The sequence below is a fragment of the Campylobacter concisus genome (assembly GCF_003048615.2).
GTDB lineage: Bacteria > Campylobacterota > Campylobacteria > Campylobacterales > Campylobacteraceae > Campylobacter_A > Campylobacter_A concisus_C.
This window is the reverse complement of the sequence record NZ_CP049263.1, coordinates 163,708-182,305: the sequence shown is the minus strand read 5'-3', so window position 1 is coordinate 182,305 and position 18,598 is coordinate 163,708. Positions and strand designations below refer to the sequence as shown.

Here is an 18,598-nt window from a genome sequence, read left to right as displayed (position 1 = left end):
TTTGGGCCTTATTTAAAACTTTTCTCCAAAATTTTATCGACAAGTCCGTACCCTTTAGCTTCGGCTGAGCTCATAAAGAAGTCGCGCTCAGTATCTTTTACGATCTTGCTTAGCTTTTGGCCCGTGTTTTTGGACAAAATTCCATTTAAAATTTCTTTCAAACGTAAAATTTCACGTGCTTGTATCTCGATATCAGTCGCTTGTCCTCTAGCACCGCCAAGTGGTTGGTGTATCATGATACGAGAATTTGGTAGTGCATATCTCTTTCCAGGTGCGCCACAGCTTAGCAAAAATGCACCCATACTTGCAGCCTGACCGATGCAGATCGTGCAAACATCTGGCTTTATGTAGTTCATCGTGTCATATATGCTAAAGCCACTTGTTATCACGCCGCCTGGTGAGTTTATGTAAAGGTAGATATCTTTATCTGGATCTTCAGCCTCTAAAAATAGCAGCTGAGCGACGATAGAAGCAGCCATGCCGTCCTCTATCTCACCACTTAGCATAACGATCCTGTCTTTTAAAAGACGGGAGTATATATCATAGCTTCGCTCACCTCTGCTAGTTCTTTCAACTACGACAGGAACGTAATAGCTCATTACTCAGCCTTCTCTTTTTTGCTTGCTTTTTTCTCGTCTTTTTCTTTGTTGAAAAGCTCGCTAAATAGCTTCTCTTCGATCATCGACATCTTTATAGCTGGAAGCATGCCTTGGTTACGGTACATCTCAAGGTGTGCTTTTGGATCTTGACCGCTTCTATATGCCTCAAAATAGATCGCTTGAACGACCTCTTGATCGCTCACTTTTACGCCTCTTACGCGAGCTAGCTCATCGATGATGAAAGTTAGGCGAACGCTATTTTCAGCGTCTTTTCTATACTCGTCACGTTTTTTAGCTAGAGCGTCTTTGTCTTCTCTAAATTTCTTCATATCGTCTGGAGTAAATGTGCTCCACGCGTTTCTAAACTGCATATCGATCTCTTGCTCGACGATATTTTTTGGCACATCAAATTTAAATTTCTCAACCGCAGCTTCAGCAAATTTTGGTTTTAGCTCTTCGTTTATAAGTTTATAAATTTTCTCTTGGCGAATTTGCTCTTTTATGCGCTCTTCAAGTAGCTCTTCAGTTGGTTTTTCTTCGTTTGGAAGGATAGTTTTTAGCATCTCTTCGTCTAGCTTCTCAGGGATCTTTCTCTCTTGAATTTCGTGAAGTTTGACTTTAAAAACAGCATCTTTGCCAGCTAAATGTGCAGCGCCATAGTTTTCTGGGAATTTTACCTCGATATCTTTTTCGCCGCCAGCTTTTATGCCTACCATGCCATCTTCAAAGCCTGGGATGAATTGATTTGAGCCGATCTCAAGCACGTAGTTTTCAGCCTTGCCACCTTCAAATGCAACGCCATCAACAAAGCCCTCAAAGTCAAATTTAGCAAAATCGCCAACTTTTAGGCCTCTTTTACCCTCTACTTTTTCAAGCGGAGCTATCATTTTTAGAAGTTCAGCTTTTTTCTCATCGATATCTTTTTTCAAAACGCGTGGGTTTGAAAACTCAGGTATCAAGCTCTCATAGCCGCTCACATCGACACTTGGCTTAAATGAAACTGTTAGCTCAACGTCGATCTTGTCATCTTTTCTGTCAAATTTTGAAACGATAGGCTCGCCGATAAGGTCGTCATTTTTCTTGTCTGCTTGTTTGATAGCCTCTTCGACTACATCTCTTAAGACATCTTGCTCAGCGTCGTTTGTTAGCTCTTTCTCGTAGCGTTTTAGCACGACAGCGACTGGCACATGGCCTTGTCTAAAGCCATCTACTTTCATAGTTTTTGCTGCTTTTTTTGCTAGTTTTTCTACGCTAGACTTTATAGCATCTGCACTTATGGTTGTGCTTGCTAGGGTATTTACGCTATCTAGAGCTTTGATTTTGATTTCCATCGAATTCCTTTATGAATACAAATTTTTAGCCCAAAATATAGCAGAATTTTCCTTATTTCATTGTAAATTTGTAAATTTTTATAGATATAAAAGGCGTTTTAACGTAGAATTTGGCGATAAAATTATGGAGAAAATTTATGCAAGAGAGTTTTGAAAATTCAGTTAAAAATATGCTAACTATCATTGGTGAAGATCCAAATAGAGAGGGGCTTATTAAAACCCCAGAGCGCGTTTATAAAGCTTTTAAATTTCTAACTAGCGGATACGATCAAGACCCAAAAGAAGTCCTTGGTGACGCGCTATTTACTAGCTCAAACAACGAGATGGTTTTAATGCGGAACATCGAGTTTTACAGCCTTTGCGAGCACCATTTGTTGCCAATAATTGGCCGCGTGCATGTGGCGTACATCCCAAATGGCAAGGTTGTTGGCCTTAGTAAAATTCCACGCATGGTAAATATCTACGCCAGACGCTTGCAAATTCAAGAGCAGATGACCGAGCAGATAGCAAAGGCGCTTGAGGACGTTATCGCTCCAAAAGGCGTTGGAGTAGTCGTCGAGGCAAGGCACATGTGCGTTGAGATGAGGGGTGTGGAGAAGATAAACTCGACTACCACGACCTCTGCGCTTAGGGGCTGCTTTATCAAAAATGCAGACACAAGGCGGGAGTTTTTCTCGCTTATAAATTCGCCTAGGGAAACGCATTTTTGAGCTTAGAGCGCATAAATTCAAGGCTTAAAGAGGGTGTGAAGCTCTCAAATACCTTCGGCGTCATCACAAAGATCACAGCTACTACGATAGAGATCACCGGACTTCGCCCAAGTATCGGCGACATCGTGCGCATAGTGGCAAAAGACAAGAGCAAAAACGGCCTTGGCATGGTCACTCAGATAAAGACAGATGGCGCTTATATCAGTCCATTTGGCTTTGTCGAGGGCTTTAGGATAGGCGACTTTGTCTATGAGAGCGATCAAGGCATGAGCATACCTGTGGGGCCAAATTTACTAGGCCGAGTGGTCGATCCATTTATGAAGCCAATTGACGGCAAGGGGGCGATCGATACGACTGAATATATGCCGATCATGAGAGCGCCCATAGATGCGATGAAAAGGGGGCTTATAAACGAGCCTTTTAGTGTTGGCATAAAGACGATAGATGGGCTGCTTACCTGCGGCAAGGGGCAAAAGCTGGGAATTTTCGCAGGTTCAGGCGTGGGCAAATCAACCCTCATGGGCATGATCGTAAAAAATACGCTAGCTCCCATAAAAGTAGTCGCGCTTATAGGCGAGCGTGGCCGTGAGGTGCCAGAATTTATCGAAAAAAACCTAGGCGGCGACCTGGAGGGCACGGTCATCATCGTAGCGACCAGTGACGATAGCTCGCTCATGCGAAAATACGGCGCATTTTGCGCTATGAGCGTGGCTGAGTATTTCAAACAGCAGGGCAACGACGTGCTTTTCATCATGGATAGCGTGACGCGTTTTGCGATGGCGCAGCGTGAGATCGGCCTTGCGCTTGGCGAGCCACCGACTTCAAAGGGCTATCCGCCAAGCTCGCTCACACTCTTGCCACAGCTAATGGAGCGCGCCGGCAAAGAGGAGGGTAAGGGCAGTATCACGGCGTTTTTCACTGTGCTAGTCGAGGGCGATGATATGAGCGACCCGATAGCTGACCAAAGCCGCTCTATCCTAGACGGCCACATCGTGCTAAGCCGCGAGCTAACGGACTTTGGTATATACCCACCTATCAATATCCAAAACTCGGCCTCGCGTGTCATGGGCGACGTGATCGGCAAAGAACACAAGCTAAATGCGATGAAATTTAAGCGCCTTTACTCGCTTTTAAAAGAAAATGAGGTCCTGCTTCGCATCGGCGCATATCAAAAGGGTAGCGACAAGGAGCTTGACCTTGCGATCTCGAAGAAAGAATTTATGGAGAGCTTTTTAAAACAAAGCTCAGAAGAGGCCTTTGCGCTTGAAGAGGTTGAAGAGCTGCTTGATAAGATCAATCAGTAAATTTCTCTATAAATTTGACTACTAAAATTTCATAGCCTTTTAAATTTATTATTAAAAAGATCGGTAAATTTTGCATTTTTTGGTGCGAAAAGTGCTGCTATAAAAGTCGCGGAAGCGTGTTTGAAATTTACTGGGTTTTTGGGGTTAAATTTCATGAAGTGAGCGACTTTTGTATTAGTAAAAATGATACAGCGTTATAAAAAAGCAGTCACGCCCACACTTCACACGGCGGATAAAATTTAAAATTTTGGCTTTTTAATAAAAATGCAATAGTAAATTTGAAGCTGTGAGCTAAATTTACATTAGGCGGTTATGAGTGCATTTATCATGCTTGTGGTTTTTGCAAATTTGCATAGATAAAAACAAAAATTTAATGCAAAAGCATACGCAACTAGAGATATGCACTTTGTGCGCTTGATGTTTAAGGCATAGTGGATAAATTTCAAAATTTTGCGGTTTTTGGATAAAAGCTACCATTTTGCAAAGGTTAGGGTAGTAAATTTATGCCATATGGATAGGCTTAATTTATACTAGTGCCTATAAGTTGGCGTCTGTCAAGCTGTAGTTTTTTACTCAAATTTAATTTCACACTTTGACCCACAGTCATCTATCTTAATGAAAAAGCCCGCAATATATGAAAAGTAGGCAATTACAGAAAGGATAAAATTTTAAAATTTAAGATCATCTGCTTGTTTGTAAAGGATGTGGCGGTAAATTTGAGGCAAGCGAGCGAGTTAAATTTATACTATGTGGTTATGAGCTGATATCTGCCCTACTTATCTTTTTGCGGAAATTTAGTTGTAAAACAAAAATTCCACATTTAGTTTGACAAGCACCGGTGCTTTAGGCTTTGCCTCGTGACGCAAAGCGTATATTTAAAAAAGCCCAATAGGAAAACCTCTCTTTTTTCTTTACCAAAGATCGAATTTACTTCGCGTTTTCTATAACTTTTGGTAGCAGTCTTCTTGTAAATTTAATAGATAAAAGCAAATTTGATATTCGCGCTTTTGTCTTTGTGATTGCATAAAACCTGCAACATACTTTAAAAATCTAAGAGCAAAATTTATCTTTTCATTCTCATCAAAGCTCGAATTTAGCCCACTTTCCCTATCGCTTTTAGGGGCATGCTCCGTATAAAATAAAATTTCACACTCTCGGCAATCATCTGCACTTCTTATCACCAAAGTTTAAATTTAACTCGCGTTTTCCGTGATTTTAGCAGCGAAACTCGTCTAAATTTTTATTGAGTAAAGCAAATTTCTTATAAAAGTCAGTGATTTTTTGTAGCGTAAAGTCAAATTTATAAATTAAGGAAAAAGCTAATAGCCAAATCCCATCTTTTTATCCTCGCCAAAGCTTGAATTTAGCTCGCGCTCTATCGTGGTTTTGAAGTCCTCAAAGGTAAAAATCCCATCATCTTTTATAGCCACTTTTAAAGCGGTGTTTTTTAGTGCAAGGACGATCTGCGCGCCACTTAGGTTAAACTCAGCTAGCCTTTCCACGCTAAAGCCATCTTCAAAGCTCGCATTTTCAGGCAAAATTTTACGCCAAATGGCAAGCCTGCCGTTATAATCAGGCTTTTTAAACTCGATCTTATAGTCAAATCTTCTAGAAAACGCCACATCAAGGCTTTGTAAGAAATTTGTCGTGGCGATCAGCACACCCTCAAAGCGCTCGATCTGCTCTAAAAAGATATTTTGCATTTGATTATGCATCTTTTCAGCCCCGCTTGAGCTCTCCACTCTCGTGCTTAAAAACTGATCGGCTTCGTTTAGTAAAAGCACTGGCTCGCTGCCGCTTTTTTTGCAAATTTCTTTGTAAGTATCAAAAATTTTTCTTACATTTTGTTCGCTCTCGCCGACATATTTGCTTAAAATTTTTGAGCAGTCAAAGCTTAGAATTTGCTTCTTTAGGCTCTTTGCAAGCCCAACTGCGCTCATGGTCTTGCCAGTGCCAGGCTCGCCGTAAAAGATGATCTTGGCGTCTATGTTTTTTCTAGTTTTTATGCCCCAGCTGCTAAGTCTAGCGAGCACTTTTTTATCGACTTGCTTTAGTATCGTGCTTAAAAGCTGCTTTGTCTTTTCGTTTAGCACGACATCTTCTAGGCTCGTTACTGGCTCAATGAGCTCAAAAATTTCTTGCTCTTTTACCAGGCTTTCGATCTTGATTTTCTTGCTGTTTTTGTCATTTTTTGGGTGCATTATGCTTTGCAAAATTTCTTCGTTTATAAAAAAGCTCTTACTAACATTGCCATAAGCGTTTAAAACCTCGTCGTAGTCGATTAGTGCGCCCTCGATGAGCCTTGAGCCGTCCTCTAAAAGAGTGCGATTTTTGATGCGTTCAAGCTCGTCTTTGCTTATTAGCCCAACTAGCGTGTTTAGGTCGCGGCCGTTTTCAAAGTCGCCCGCGTACTCCTCTTTTAAAAGGGCTAAAAATATGATCTGCTCTTTTTCATCAAGTGAATTTTCTTTAAAAATTTGCTCTATTTTTAGGCTGATCTTGCTTAGTTTTACACGCTCGTTTATGCGTTTTGTAAGCTCAGAAATTTGCTCGTTTATGCGCTTTTTAGCGTCATTTGAGCCACCTTCAAATATCGCAGCCTTTGAGTAAAGCTCTATCTTTAAAAACTGATCTTTTAAATACTCCAAATGATCTTCATAAGGCGTAAGCTCTGGTAAATTTATATCAGCGTTGCCATCTTCTAGAATTTTTAAAAATGTGCTAGAGAGTGAAATTTCAGAGTGAAGTAGCGAGAGTAGCCCTTGGCTAGAGCTTTTTTGCGAGTTCTCTGGCATTTTAAAGAGGCTGTAGTTTTGCACTATCCAGCCGCTACCCAGCAAATTTTTTATAAATTTAAGGTATAAAAGCTGCTTGTCGTTTTGCGTGCCAAAAACAGCTCCAAGTAGCTCAAAAACGCTCATACTAGCTGTGCCTTGCACGTAGGCTTTGCTTAGGTATTTTAAAATTTCTCCCTCTTCATCGCCGCATTTTATAAGCTCGTAAATTTTACTTTTTTTGAGGTCTTGGTTTAGAAAATCAAGCAAATACTTCACTAAATTTTATCCTTTATCTGCTCTTTTAGCACGCGTTTTAGCACCTTGCCAGTTGCGTTTCTAGGCAGCTCCTCAGCAAAATAAATGCTTTTTGGAATTTTGAAATTTGCTAAATTTTTCTTTAGATGCTCTCTAACCGTCTTTTCATCAAGATCCATACCCTCTTTTACCTGTATGAAAGCTACGACCTCTTCGTCTGCATGCACGTCCTTTACACCGATGACTGCTGCAGCCTCGACGGCTTCAAGCTTATAGATCACCTCTTCGATCTCGCGTGGATATATGTTTATGCCCTTTGATATGATGAGGTCTTTTTTGCGATCAACGATGTAGATAAAGCCCTCTTCATCGATCTTGCCAAGGTCCCCTGTCTTTAGCCAGCCATTTATGATGGTTTCATCAGTCACGCCTGGCATGCCGTAGTAGCCTTGCATGACGCAGTCGCCTTTTACGATGATCTCGCCGATCTGGCCGACTGGTAGCTCCATCATCTCATCATCTACGATCTTGACCTCATAGCCATTTAGCGCGGGACCCACGCTTAGAAGCTTTTGCTTGTCAAATAAATTTGCCGCTACGACTGGCGAGCATTCGCTAAGGCCGTATCCTTCAACGAGCGTTGCACGTGGGAATTTCACTCTAAAATCATCAATCGTTTGCTTAGCAAGCGGAGCAGCGCCACTTACAAATAGCCTTATGCGGTTAAACCATCTAAAATACCAAGGAATTTTTGCCTTGCCGATGGCCGTATAGATGGCTGGGATACCCAAAAATACAGTAACTCTTTTAAGCAGCGTCTGTTTTAGCACATTTGAAAATGGAAAGACTGATCTTACAAGCACCATCGAAGCGCCCGCATATATCGGTAAAAGCACCATCGCTGTGAGCGTAAAGCTATGAAACATTGGCAAAAATACGATAAATCTATCGCTTTTTTTAACCTTAAAACGCTCATGAGCGCCGATGACGTTTGAGAAGATATTTTTATAGCTTATCATAGCACCTTTTGGCTTGCCTGTGGTGCCTGAGGTGTAGATGATGTGCATGAGATTGTCTATTTTAGGGTATTTTGTGATGCTTAGAGTGTATTTGTGATTTAGCGCTTCGCTGAAATTTACATTTTTTACAACGCCGTTATTTTCATAGCCCTTACTCATATCCTCTTTTGAAATTTGTGGAGTTGAAGATAGATAGGCACTCTCGCCATACTCCTCATCAACGCTTACATAGTCGTCTTTTGAGGCACTTTGAAGTTTTTTTGGCGTTTGACCGATCCAGATTATTTTTCTTAAAATTTCAAGCTCACTAAGTGCTATTAGCTCCTTTGCAAGCGAGCTAGAGGCAAAAAGCACCCTTGCGCCACAGTCGTTTAATATATACTCAAACTCATTTGTCTTTAAAAAGGTATTCATCGGCACTGCAACCGCACCGATAGCCGTGATTGCAAGGTATGAGATGATAAATTCTTTCGAATTTGCCACCGCCATAGCCACTTTGTCGCCAAAATTTACCCCGCAAAGTTGCAAGTAAGCCGCCACTTTATCGACGTTTTGCTTTAGCTCGTGGTATTTTAGCTTCTCTTTTTCGTCAAAGATCGCTATCTGGTTTGGACTCTGCTTTGCTACTTTGGTCAAAATTTCATAAAAATTATTATAAGAGTATTGCATTTTTAGCCCTAGAAAGAGTATTTAAACGTCATTGCAGCTATCTGGACGCTACTTGCGTCAAATTCGCCAGACATTGAGCCGGTGCCGTTGTGAGTACCATTTTTTATACCTGTCGCACGCTTTTTGTCTCGGTGCTGATAGAGGTAGCCCAGTCCTAGCTCTAAATTTGGCGTAAATTTATAGTTTGCCCCAAACGAATATGCCTGAGAAGTGGTGTTTGGAAGCTCTAAGCCAGTATGCTCGCTGCTAGTTATATCCTCATCGTATGAAAAGCCAGCCATTAGCCTAAGCTTCTCATTTACGTCGTAAGCAAGGCCTATCCTATATGTGTTTGTATCCTTTGCGTTTTTAACGACTGGATCGTCCATAAACATTTTAAAAGCAGGGTGGTGTGAATGAATAGCCGTCTTGTCGTCATATTCAAAGTCATAATCTTTAAATTTAGACCAGTAAGTCCTCTCAAAAGCAAGCAAAAGAGTAAAATCACTAAATTTATATCCAGTCGCAAGCACTAGCTGAGCAGGCAGTGGGATCTCAGCTCTTGTTTTGCCATGATAGCTTATAGCTGCTAGCGGCGCGTTAAAATCAGCATCAGCGCTACCTTTAAGCTCTAAATTTACCTTCGAGCGGTAAGTCACTGCAAAGCTAAGCTCCTCGATAGGTCTATATGTAAGAGCGACGTTGTAGCCGTAGTTTATACCATCACCTTGTATCTCTCTGTAGCCAAAACGTCCAAAATCGCTTGCTATCTTGCCCTTGCTATAAACGCCTCTAGCGCCCAGAGCAATGGCAAGTTTGTCATTTATGCGGTAAGCTACAGTTGGATTTAGCTCGACAACTTGTAGTTTAAACCTCTTGCCAGTAAAAGCAGTCTCTGGATCCTCCCACGAGATGCCAACAGCAGCAGGCACAGCAAGGGCTAATCCAAATCTCCAGTTTTCATAAATTTCTGGCGTTACAAAGCTAAATGTGCCAGCTAGTGAGTCAAATTTCTCTGAGCTGTAGCTCTTGCCATCATCGCTTTTAAAGTCGATGGAATTTATATGAAACCAACCAAGCGTGCTTTCAAAATGGTGAAGCCCGTCTAAAAACATCATATTTGCAGGGTTAAAATAAGCCGCATCAGCCCCAAAACTAAAGGCTACGTTACTAGCAGCAAGCCCCAAAGAGTCAGCACTTTGCTCAGGGACCTTATAACCCCCAGCATTTAATAAAGAACACGTCGCAACAATGCTTAAAAGCACTCTTTTCATAGCTTTTCCTTTTCTAGGTTTCTTAAAATTTTGATCTCATCTTCCCAAATACTCTCATCAATCGTCTCTAAAATCAAGGGAATTTCGCCTATTTTATCATCATTTATTATATTTTCAAAAGCGCCAAGCCCAAGCTCGCCCTTGCCAAGGCTCTCATGCCTATCTTTTTTTGAGCCAAGCCCAAATTTAGCGTCATTTAGGTGCATGCCAGATAGAAATTTATAGCCGATGATCGCGTCAAATTCGCCCATCGTCTTAGCGTAAGTCTCTTTGCTTCTTAGATCGTATCCAGCGGCAAATGCGTGGCAAGTATCGATGCAAACGCCAACCCTGCTTTCATCGTCTGCTCTCTGGGTCAAATATGCCAGCTGCGTAAAGTCAAAGCCTAAATTTGAGCCTTGTGCGGCTGTGTTTTCGATGACAAGCTTTACGCCACTCGTGCGTTTTAGCGCTTCGTTTATGCATCTTGCGATGTTATCTAGGCACTCATTTTGGCTTATTTGCTTTAGGTGCGAGCCTGGGTGGAAATTTAAAAGCTTTAGTCCAAGCTTACTTGCTCGCTCTATCTCATCGATAAATGCTTCAAGGGATTTAGTCCTTGCCTCTTTTTCTGGATGGCCTAAATTTATGAGGTAGCTTGCGTGTGGCAAGACGTGATCGGCGCTTATGCCAGAGTTTTTTAAATTTGCTTTAAACTGCTCTATTTCGCCCTCGCTTAGCTCTTTTGCGCTCCACTGGCGTTGGTTTTTTGTAAAAAGCGCAAAGGCATTTGCTCCTATTTTTGCAGCATTTATCGGTGCGTTAGATACGCCTCCAGCCGCACTTACGTGAGCTCCTATGTATCTCATTTTAACTCTTTTATTATCACTTTTATTTTATTTTTGCTGTCGATAAATTTGACGTAGTTATCGCAAACTTCGTATTTTATAAAATAAGAACTTAGATCTTGTCTAAAGCCGCACTCTGTGGTGCTTAGACCCTTGCCGTCATAAATTTTTTGCCTTTGCAAAATCTCTTCAAAAAGGCTCTCATAATGTGGCGCTAGAAAAAATTTCTCGTTGAATTCAGTCTTTTTAAAACAAGCGCCATTTACACAAATTTTCTCTTTTATATTGATATTTGCGGTATTTACGCCAGAGCTATAAATTTGCAAATTTAGATCATTTTTATAAGTGTGAAAAAATCCAACATCATTTATCTTTATCATCGGAGAAAATAAAGTGACCTGAAAAGCTTGTGAGCTTTGCGGTGTTTTAGTCGCAACACAGCCTGAAAAAATGAGAGCAAATAATAAAACAAGTGAAAATTTCTTCAACGATTTGTCCTTTTATGTAAATTTAAGTTAAAAAGTAATATAATCCCAACTTCATAACCGACCGTGGCCCATTCGTCTAGCGGTTAGGACATCGCCCTTTCACGGCGGTAACACGAGTTCGAGTCTCGTATGGGTCACCACTTCTAAAAGACAAAATCTTATCCACATAAGCTTTAAAATCTAGTTAATCCAAATTTTCAACTATTCAAACTATTTAATTTCTAAAATTTTTAAATTACCCCCTCTTCTAGCAGGTGGGTGATGAGGATTTTAAAGCCTAAAAATATAAGTATCGCTCCGCCTAAAAAAAGCGCCTTTTTCTCTAAAATTTCACCCATAAATTTACCGATGTAAAAGGCAGCTAGGCTTAGCACAAAGCAGACTACGCCGATGATGAGCGCACTCTCAAATATACTAACCGCTTCAAAGCTAAGCGTGACACCAATGGCAAGCGCGTCGATGCTCGTGGCAAATGCACCCACAAAAATGGTCTTAGTATCCATACTTAAGGACTCGCCAGCCTCTCTGCTACAGACCTCTTTTAGCATTTTAAAGCCAAGAAAACAAAGTATAAAAAATGCTATGAAGTGATCGATAGAGCTTATAAATTTAGCAAAGCTAATGCCAAGAAAATAACCAAGAAGCGGCATGAGAAACTGAAAAAAGCCAAGCATAAAAGCGATAAATAAAATTTTACCAAAGCCAAGACTTTTATACCTTGCGCCGTTTGCCATATTTAGAGCCGCGCTATCCATGCTAAGAGCGAAGCTAAGAAGTAAAAGCTGCATAAATTCCTCTCAAAAAAGGGTGAATTTTAGTGCAAAAATATTAAATTTATTTTAAGCGTTTAGATATTTTTTGTATGATTTTGCTTTAAATTTAAAAAAGGAGAGAAGATGAAAAGATCTCTTGTTATACTTTGTGGCGCGCTTGCTTTAAATCTGCAAGCTGCAAGCATGGATGATATTATAAATAAAGGCGTCAAAATCGCCACTCACGCATCAAGCGGCGACTATAAAAGCTTAGTTAGCGAGGCGCTAAATGCCGCTGTGAGCGAGCTTTCAAAAGAGGGCTTTATAAATAACGCTACAGCTAAAATTCCGCTTCCAAAAAGCCTTGAAATGGCGTCAAATTTAGCCAAAAAAGTGGGCGGAGAGAAGTGGGCGCAGGACCTTAGCAAGTCGATAAACAACGCTGCGACCACGGCCGTGCCAAAGGCTGCTGAAATTTTTAGTGAGAGCATAAAAAATATGAGCGAAGCTGATGTCAAAAAGCTCTTTAATGGCGGCAGCGATAGCGTTACGAAGTATTTGCAGCAAAGCTCCAGCCAAAAGCTAAAGGCGGCATTTACGCCGATAATTGATAAAATGATGAGCGATAATAGCTTTGCAACAGCCTATAATGGGCTAAATTCTTTCATCGGCGGCTCAGTAAAAAACAACGAAACGATAAAATCAGTCAAAAGCCTAGCTAAAAATTTAGGCGCAAGCGAATATGTGCCAGATGAAGGCGAGGATCTAAACGCATATATCACGAGAAAGACGCTAGATGGGCTATTTAACGTGATGAGCGAGAAAGAAAAGGGGCTAAGAAGCGGCTTTAGCCTAGATAGCGGTAAAAAGGTGCTTGACTCGATCTTTAAATGAGAAATTTAAGCGCTCAAAACAAAGCCGACATCGCTCTTATCGTAGTTGCCATCGTTTGGGGCGCTACGTTTTTACCCATGGCAAACGCGCTAAAGACAAATGGCGTCTTTGTCATGCTCTTTTGCCGGTTTTTTCTCTCGGCTATCTTTATGGGCTTTGTCGCGCTTAAATTTGCTAAGAAATTTGATAAAAAGAGCGTCTTCTACGGCATTATCCTTGGTGTGGTGCTCTTTTTGTCATTTGCCACGCAAACTTACGCCCTAAAGCTCACATTTAGCTCGAGCGTCGCCTTTATCACGGGGCTTGAGTGCGTGATAGTCCCTTTTATAGCGGCTATTTTTTTTAAAAATAAGATAAGCATTTTTGCTATTTTTGGCGCGATCATCGCTATTTTTGGGCTTTGGCTCTTAAGTGGCGCCACGCTAGCACTTGGGAGCGGCGAGGCACTAGCGCTTGTTTGTGCGATATTTTACGCACTTTATACTACGCTAAATGGCCACTTTGTAAGAAAGAGCGAGCTTTATCTGCTTGTTTTTGTGGTATTTCTCACAAATGCCCTGCTTTCGCTTGTTTTTGCACTTTTTCAGGGCAGTATCGTGCCAAAATTTGATAGGGAATTTTTCATAGCGATATTTATCACGACTGTGATTGGCACTATATTTTGCTATTTTGTGCAAACGATCGCTCAAAGATACACGACCGCTAGCAAGGCGGCCTTGTTTTTCTGCCTAGAGCCAGTCTCTGCTGGGCTAATTGGCTACTTTTTTGCAGGCGAGCTACTTAGCATCTGGCAAATTTTTGGAGCAATGCTCATCATCTTTGGCGTCATTTTTAGCGAATTTGGCAAGCAAATTTGCTCTAAATTTAAGCTCTAAAAGACAAAAAGCTTCATTTGTGAGTCTATTTTCTCATCTATAAACTCGCCCTCAAATCTCTCTTTTAACATCGCTAAAACCGTCTTTTCATCGTAGTTTTTAGCTCCGTTTATCTCAAGGTGCCAGCAGATATTTTCAGCTGCTTCTTGCACGCTTCGTCTAGCGATCCTAGTTTCGTTTAAAATTTGACTCTTATAAGCGATGCCCTGCTCGTTTAGCCACGCTTCAAGCCTATCTACTACGTTTTTTTGAGAGAGCACGCGGCCAAATTTTTCAAAAAATGGCTCAAGTAGATCAGAGCTTCTAGGTTTATCCCAGCCAAGATAGAGCTTTTGCTTGGCGCAGTTTTGAAATTTAGCAAAATCTTCATCGCTTGCAATGGCTGGGCTCATCGTGCAAATGGCGATATCAAAGTGTCTAAGGGGCTTAAATTCTCTCCACGAGCAAACCTCGCTGGTTAAATTTGTCACGCCAAATCTCTTTGCGTCCTCATTTAAAATTTCTATCATCTTTTCTGAGCTATCGATGCCAGTTATATGCTTAGCCGTTTTTGATAAAAATATGCTCCAAACGCCAGTGCCACAGCCGATATCAAGGATATCTTTGCCGCTAAAATCAACTCCCCAAGCCAAGGCTTTACCAAAAATTTGCTGCTGGATAGCGCTGATCTTGCCGTCAAATCTTTGGTAGTTTGACGCCTTTTTATCCCATAAATTTTGCATTTTAGCTCCTCTTTTTGGTTATAATTTTAGCAAAAAAGGTCAAAAATGAGAGATTTTATATATCACGTCACCATCCCGCCACAAGCCATCGACATGCATGGTCACATGAATAATATCTATTATTTCACGCTTATGCAAGAGGCCGCATTTGCCCACTCCGCCGCTGTTGGCGACACGGTCGAGGCGCAGTATAAAAGGGGTGAAATTTGGCTCATTAGAAAAAATGAAGCAAAATATATAAAAAGCGCAAAGCTGATGGATAAGATAGAAATTCACACCTACACGCAGACTGAGGGCAAGGCGACATCTTGCAGATATTTCGAGTTTAAAAAAGATGGCGAGCTAATAGCAACTGGCAAGACAGAATTTGTCTATATCGATCTAAAGACAAACCACCCAAAAGCTATCCCGGCCGAGATCATCGCACTTTACTCGTGATCACACTCGTCGCAAACGCCCTTTATCACGGCGCTTTTTATATTTTTAGCGACGCTTAGGTGTGGCATGTCGATATTTGTCACCTTGTGGCAGATGTCGCAGATGAAGTAGGCTTTGGCTTCATTTGCCAGCTCGTAGTAGCTCTTGTGGTTGTTTTCTGTTTTTATCACGAGATTTTCTTTTTCAAAAATTTCCATACTTCTATAAAAGGTCGTCTTGTTTGCGTCAAGGCTCTCTAAAATTTCATCGTAGCTTAGCGGCGTCTTGGTGTTTTGCAAAATTTCAACAAGCTTTATGCGAAGCGTTGTAGCCTTGATATTGTGCTCTTCTAAGAAATTTCTCGCGTTCATCTTTGCCCTTTTCATTTTTCGTATATTAACGCTAAAAGATTTAAACTATATTTAAAAGAAAAGGCTAAATTTAGGCATTTGCTTTTTAAGTTGCAACCAAGTTGCATTTTGCTAAACTTCGCAATTATTTTTTAAAGGAGAGATAATGAGAAAAATTATCGTTTTTTTAGCTGTTTGTGCTTTGTCTCTTTTTGCAAAGCCGGTTGTGACTACTAGCATACTGCCAACGAAATTTTTTGTCGAGCAGATCGCTGGAGATACGCTAGATGTAAATGCGATGGTTGGCAAAGGCGCTGATCCGCACACTTATGAGCCAAAGCCAAAGCAGATGAAGGAGCTTGAAAAGAGCGAGCTTTACTTTGCTATCGGCATCGAGTTTGAGGACGCGTGGCTGGATCGCTTCTCAAAGACGTTTAAAAATTTACGCATCGTAAAGACGCAAGAGGGTATCGAAAAGATCGCTATGAGCGAGGAGCATGAACATGAAGAGCACCACGAGCACAAGCACGAGGGTGAGCATAAGCATGAGCACCATGACCACGAGGGCGAGCACCATCATCACCACCATGACGGTCTTGATCCGCATATCTGGCTTGACCCTATCCTAGTAAAAACTCAAGCTGATAACATCGCAAAGGCGCTAATAGAGAAATTCCCGCAAAATGCAAAGCTTTATGAGGAGAATTTGGCTAAATTTAAAGCTAGCCTTGACGAGCTTGATAGCTTTATCAAAAACGAGCTAAAAGATGTCAAAACTCGCGAATTTATCGTATATCACCCATCTTGGGGCTACTTTGCAAAGCGCTATAACTTAGAGCAAATAGCCATCGAGATAGAGGGAAAAGAGCCAAAGCCAGCTGAGCTAAAAGAGCTCATCGAAGAGGCTAAAGAGCATGGTGTAAAGGTCATTTTCGTAGCTCCACAATTTCCAACAAAGGCTGCAAATTTGATCGCAAAAGAGACTGGCTCAAAGGTCGTCATGATAGACCAACTGCCTGAAAACTGGCTAGCCGAGATGAAAAAAACGGCTGAAATTTTCGCAAAAAGTCTATAAAAATGTTAGCACGCCTGATCGTCATTTGCCTACTTGCGATAAATGCCTTCGGGTGTGCTCTATGCTCGCTTTATAGCCCAACAGCTCACGTTAGCGCGAAATTTGTCGCACACGAAAATAACATCACGCAGATAGCCTTTACTTGGACCTTTTCGCAAAATTTCTCAGATCTTATGAAGCAAAATTTTGACCTCAATCAAGATGAAAAGATAGATGAAAAAGAGCTTAGAAAGATCCGCTTAAATTTGTTAGACTACCTCGTGCCAAGGCACTATCTAACGGACATTGAGTACTATTACAAAGACGAAAATGCCACGAAAATCGAGCTAAATTTAAATGAGTACAAGCTCTATTTTGACGAGGGCAGGCTTAAATTTGACGTGAGCTTTAAGACAAATTTATTGATCGCTGACGACCTTGTCGTGTCGGTTGATATGGAGGACAAGGAGGGCTATTTTAACTTCAAATTCACGCAAAATAACGCATTTTTGGTGGGTAAAAGCTTCTGGGCGATACCAAATTCAAACTCAAATTTGATATTTTTTACATTTTCAAGCAAAGAAGCAGCCAAAGCTCACAACGAGAAGCCAGCGCTTAAAGAGCTGCTAAAAGAGCCAGTAGCAGGCGCGAGCGATGAGAATTTAAGCCAGATAGATAAGATCGATGAGGCGAAATTTGACATCGTCTCAAAAACTAGCCTAAGCTTGCTTGATAGGCTAAAGCAAATTTTAAGAAGCGTGGATTACAAAAGTCCACTTGCGCTGCTATTTTTGGCATTTATATCATTTGGCTATGGCTTCTTGCACGCTGCTGGAGCAGGCCATGGCAAGGTGCTAACAAGCTCATATTTTGCCGCAACTGGAGGCAGCTACAAAAGGGCGTTTTTATTTGCCTTAAAGATCGGCTTTTTGCACGTCGTGGGCGCATTTGTCTTTGTCTTTGCTAGCTTTTTACTGCTTCGTGAAGTAAGCAGCGACCTCACAAAGGACACTGCTAGCATAACGACTGCGTTTTCAGGAGTTGTGATCTTTTTTGTGGCGATTTTTATGCTCGTTAAAAAGATTAAATTTTACCTTTCAAACAAAAATGAGACTAAATTTTATATTTTTAGATCAAATTTAAGCCAAAATTTGAGTAAAAATACAAAATTTAAAAGTGAATGTGGCTGTCAAATTTGCTCAACTAAAAAGCCAAAGAGCAAAGAAGAGTGGCTAGTAGCGGCTGCTGCGGCTCTGGTGCCCTGTCCAGGCACGATCTTAGTCTTTGTGCTGGCAAATGAGATAGGTAGCTACTTTGCAGGCGTGATAAGTGGCGTATTTATGGCGCTTGGCATGAGCGTGGTGATATTTGTAGCGGCAGTTTTTGGCTCAAAGATCAGCACGAACATTAAGCTAAAAAAGTTTAAAATCTACGCAGAATTTGCAGCCCTTGGCATCATGCTTTGGCTTGGACTTTTCATTTTTGTCACGACATTTACGCAAAAGAGTCTGTTTTGAAAGATATTATAAAAATTAGAAATTTAAACTTTAGCTACGATAAACAAGTCGTTTTAGAGGATATTAATTTAGACTATAGTAGCGACGAGTTTTTAGCGATAATCGGCCCAAATGGCGGTGGCAAAAGCACGCTTTTAAAGCTCATTTTGGGTCTGCTTAAGCCTCAAAGTGGCGAGATCAAGCTCTTTGGTAAAGAGCCAAGCGAGGTTAGTAAATTTATAGGCTACGTGCCGCAAAATTTCCTCTCAAATCAAAGTTTTCCGATGATGGTTTTAGAAGTCGTTTTAATGGGGCTAATCGATAAAAAAATCTTTGGCTTTTACTCAAAAGATGAAAAAGCCTTAGCGCTAAGTGCCCTTGAGAAGGTTGGTATGAGGGAGTTTGCAAACGCGAGAATCGGCGAGCTAAGTGGCGGTCAAAGACAGCGTGTCTATATCGCTAGAGCGCTTTGCGCAAACGCAAAAGTGCTTATCTTAGACGAACCAACGGCAAGCATCGACACAAAAGGACAGGCTGAAATTTATGAAATTTTAAAGGGCATAAACGCAAATGGCGTGGGCGTGGTTTTGGTAAGTCACGACCTAAATATCGTGCTAAATTATGCTACAAAGATCGCTTACGTGAGTAAAAATTTACACATCCATAAAACGCATGAAAATCTTGCAAAGAGGGAATTTATCGAGCATCTAGCTAGAACGCATAGCCATTTTTGTGATGTCGAGATCGCACTTGGCGAGTGCGGCTGCGAAAAAACAAAGAGCAATGTTTTTAAATTTTAAAGAGAG

19 protein-coding genes and 1 tRNA gene are annotated in these 18,598 nt (G+C 41.1%); 9 read left to right on the top strand and 11 right to left on the bottom strand.

The features are described 5' to 3' along the window. Positions 1-8: 8 nt before the first annotated feature. Both clpP and tig read right to left on the bottom strand, forming a co-directional pair. On the bottom strand, positions 9-599 hold the full coding sequence (clpP, locus tag CVS89_RS00940; RefSeq protein ID WP_107848268.1) for an ATP-dependent Clp endopeptidase proteolytic subunit ClpP: 591 nt from the start codon (positions 597-599) through the stop codon (positions 9-11). Next, positions 599-1,930, bottom strand: coding sequence for a trigger factor (gene tig / locus CVS89_RS00935; protein ID WP_107848267.1), 1,332 nt, complete (start codon positions 1,928-1,930; stop codon positions 599-601). The genes clpP and tig overlap by 1 nt, the downstream gene beginning before the upstream one ends. A gap of 137 nt (positions 1,931-2,067) precedes the next feature. Between tig and folE the strand changes: the two genes are divergently transcribed. Then, a complete protein-coding gene (gene folE, locus CVS89_RS00930; RefSeq protein ID WP_004317386.1) occupies positions 2,068-2,640 on the top strand; it encodes a GTP cyclohydrolase I FolE in 573 nt (190 codons plus the stop codon). Then, positions 2,637-3,944 (top strand): flagellar protein export ATPase FliI, encoded by a 1,308-nt coding sequence (gene fliI, locus CVS89_RS00925; protein WP_004317323.1) that lies wholly within the window; start codon positions 2,637-2,639, stop codon positions 3,942-3,944. Before folE ends, fliI begins: the two co-directional genes overlap by 4 nt. Positions 3,945-4,885: 941 nt before the next feature. On the opposite strand, the gene CVS89_RS09960 is transcribed toward fliI, so the two are convergent. From CVS89_RS09960 to CVS89_RS00900, 6 genes are all read right to left on the bottom strand, one after another. After that, positions 4,886-5,125, bottom strand: coding sequence for a hypothetical protein (locus tag CVS89_RS09960; protein ID WP_232523986.1), 240 nt, complete (start codon positions 5,123-5,125; stop codon positions 4,886-4,888). A 138-nt stretch (positions 5,126-5,263) separates the two neighbouring features. Further along, positions 5,264-6,997, bottom strand: coding sequence for an ATP-binding protein (locus CVS89_RS00920; RefSeq protein ID WP_107848265.1), 1,734 nt, complete (start codon positions 6,995-6,997; stop codon positions 5,264-5,266). Continuing rightward, complete coding sequence (locus tag CVS89_RS00915; RefSeq protein ID WP_107848264.1) at positions 6,997-8,664, bottom strand: fatty acid--CoA ligase; 1,668 nt, start codon at positions 8,662-8,664, stop codon at positions 6,997-6,999. The genes CVS89_RS00920 and CVS89_RS00915 overlap by 1 nt, the downstream gene beginning before the upstream one ends. An 8-nt stretch (positions 8,665-8,672) precedes the next feature. Next, positions 8,673-9,917, bottom strand: coding sequence for an OmpP1/FadL family transporter (locus CVS89_RS00910; protein WP_107848263.1), 1,245 nt, complete (start codon positions 9,915-9,917; stop codon positions 8,673-8,675). Continuing rightward, positions 9,914-10,765, bottom strand: a complete 852-nt coding sequence (gene nfo, locus CVS89_RS00905) for a deoxyribonuclease IV (RefSeq protein ID WP_103590877.1) — start codon at positions 10,763-10,765, stop codon at positions 9,914-9,916. The genes CVS89_RS00910 and nfo overlap by 4 nt, the downstream gene beginning before the upstream one ends. Further along, a complete protein-coding gene (locus CVS89_RS00900) occupies positions 10,762-11,232 on the bottom strand; it encodes a hypothetical protein (RefSeq protein WP_107848262.1) in 471 nt (156 codons plus the stop codon). The genes nfo and CVS89_RS00900 overlap by 4 nt, the downstream gene beginning before the upstream one ends. 65 nt (positions 11,233-11,297) lie before the next feature. On the opposite strand from CVS89_RS00900, the gene CVS89_RS00895 reads away from it, so the two are divergent. After that, positions 11,298-11,372 (top strand) — tRNA-Glu (locus CVS89_RS00895). A gap of 90 nt (positions 11,373-11,462) precedes the next feature. Here CVS89_RS00895 and CVS89_RS00890 read toward each other — a convergent pair. After that, on the bottom strand, positions 11,463-12,020 hold the full coding sequence (locus CVS89_RS00890; RefSeq protein WP_107848261.1) for a manganese efflux pump MntP family protein: 558 nt from the start codon (positions 12,018-12,020) through the stop codon (positions 11,463-11,465). 108 nt (positions 12,021-12,128) lie between these two features. Here CVS89_RS00890 and CVS89_RS00885 point away from each other — a divergent pair, with 108 nt between their 5' ends. Together CVS89_RS00885 and CVS89_RS00880 are read left to right on the top strand one after the other, a co-directional pair. Then, entirely contained in the window at positions 12,129-12,878 is a 750-nt protein-coding gene (locus CVS89_RS00885; protein WP_107848260.1) for a DUF4197 domain-containing protein, read from the top strand. Beyond that, positions 12,875-13,753, top strand: coding sequence for a DMT family transporter (locus CVS89_RS00880; RefSeq protein WP_004317357.1), 879 nt, complete (start codon positions 12,875-12,877; stop codon positions 13,751-13,753). Before CVS89_RS00885 ends, CVS89_RS00880 begins: the two co-directional genes overlap by 4 nt. Here CVS89_RS00880 and CVS89_RS00875 read toward each other — a convergent pair. Continuing rightward, a complete protein-coding gene (locus CVS89_RS00875; protein WP_004317394.1) occupies positions 13,750-14,475 on the bottom strand; it encodes a class I SAM-dependent methyltransferase in 726 nt (241 codons plus the stop codon). The genes CVS89_RS00880 and CVS89_RS00875 overlap by 4 nt on opposite strands. 45 nt (positions 14,476-14,520) lie before the next feature. Between CVS89_RS00875 and CVS89_RS00870 the strand changes: the two genes are divergently transcribed. Continuing rightward, positions 14,521-14,913, top strand: coding sequence for an acyl-CoA thioesterase (locus CVS89_RS00870; protein ID WP_107848259.1), 393 nt, complete (start codon positions 14,521-14,523; stop codon positions 14,911-14,913). On the opposite strand, the gene CVS89_RS00865 is transcribed toward CVS89_RS00870, so the two are convergent. Beyond that, positions 14,904-15,263, bottom strand: coding sequence for a Fur family transcriptional regulator (locus tag CVS89_RS00865; RefSeq protein WP_107848258.1), 360 nt, complete (start codon positions 15,261-15,263; stop codon positions 14,904-14,906). The genes CVS89_RS00870 and CVS89_RS00865 overlap by 10 nt on opposite strands. A gap of 145 nt (positions 15,264-15,408) precedes the next feature. Between CVS89_RS00865 and CVS89_RS00860 the strand changes: the two genes are divergently transcribed. The 3 genes from CVS89_RS00860 to CVS89_RS00850 are packed head-to-tail and all read left to right on the top strand — an operon-like array spanning position 15,409 to position 18,592. Next, on the top strand, positions 15,409-16,317 hold the full coding sequence (locus tag CVS89_RS00860) for a metal ABC transporter solute-binding protein, Zn/Mn family (RefSeq protein ID WP_012001005.1): 909 nt from the start codon (positions 15,409-15,411) through the stop codon (positions 16,315-16,317). Positions 16,318-16,319: 2 nt separating this feature from the next. Continuing rightward, complete coding sequence (locus CVS89_RS00855; protein ID WP_103580916.1) at positions 16,320-17,813, top strand: nickel/cobalt transporter; 1,494 nt, start codon at positions 16,320-16,322, stop codon at positions 17,811-17,813. Then, a complete protein-coding gene (locus tag CVS89_RS00850; protein ID WP_021086647.1) occupies positions 17,810-18,592 on the top strand; it encodes a metal ABC transporter ATP-binding protein in 783 nt (260 codons plus the stop codon). Before CVS89_RS00855 ends, CVS89_RS00850 begins: the two co-directional genes overlap by 4 nt. Positions 18,593-18,598: the final 6 nt, after the last annotated feature.

Coding starts and splice junctions, on each gene's coding strand:
- CVS89_RS00910 (WP_107848263.1), bottom strand. CDS start 9,917: ATGAAAAGAGTGCTTTTAAGCATTGTTGCGACGTGTTCTTTATTAAAT.
- CVS89_RS00880 (WP_004317357.1), top strand. CDS start 12,875: ATGAGAAATTTAAGCGCTCAAAACAAAGCCGACATCGCTCTTATCGTA.
- CVS89_RS00860 (WP_012001005.1), top strand. CDS start 15,409: ATGAGAAAAATTATCGTTTTTTTAGCTGTTTGTGCTTTGTCTCTTTTT.
- CVS89_RS00890 (WP_107848261.1), bottom strand. CDS start 12,020: ATGCAGCTTTTACTTCTTAGCTTCGCTCTTAGCATGGATAGCGCGGCT.
- CVS89_RS00875 (WP_004317394.1), bottom strand. CDS start 14,475: ATGCAAAATTTATGGGATAAAAAGGCGTCAAACTACCAAAGATTTGAC.
- CVS89_RS00870 (WP_107848259.1), top strand. CDS start 14,521: ATGAGAGATTTTATATATCACGTCACCATCCCGCCACAAGCCATCGAC.
- tig (WP_107848267.1), bottom strand. CDS start 1,930: ATGGAAATCAAAATCAAAGCTCTAGATAGCGTAAATACCCTAGCAAGC.
- CVS89_RS00915 (WP_107848264.1), bottom strand. CDS start 8,664: ATGCAATACTCTTATAATAATTTTTATGAAATTTTGACCAAAGTAGCA.
- CVS89_RS00885 (WP_107848260.1), top strand. CDS start 12,129: ATGAAAAGATCTCTTGTTATACTTTGTGGCGCGCTTGCTTTAAATCTG.
- nfo (WP_103590877.1), bottom strand. CDS start 10,765: ATGAGATACATAGGAGCTCACGTAAGTGCGGCTGGAGGCGTATCTAAC.
- clpP (WP_107848268.1), bottom strand. CDS start 599: ATGAGCTATTACGTTCCTGTCGTAGTTGAAAGAACTAGCAGAGGTGAG.
- CVS89_RS00855 (WP_103580916.1), top strand. CDS start 16,320: ATGTTAGCACGCCTGATCGTCATTTGCCTACTTGCGATAAATGCCTTC.
- folE (WP_004317386.1), top strand. CDS start 2,068: ATGCAAGAGAGTTTTGAAAATTCAGTTAAAAATATGCTAACTATCATT.
- CVS89_RS00865 (WP_107848258.1), bottom strand. CDS start 15,263: ATGAACGCGAGAAATTTCTTAGAAGAGCACAATATCAAGGCTACAACG.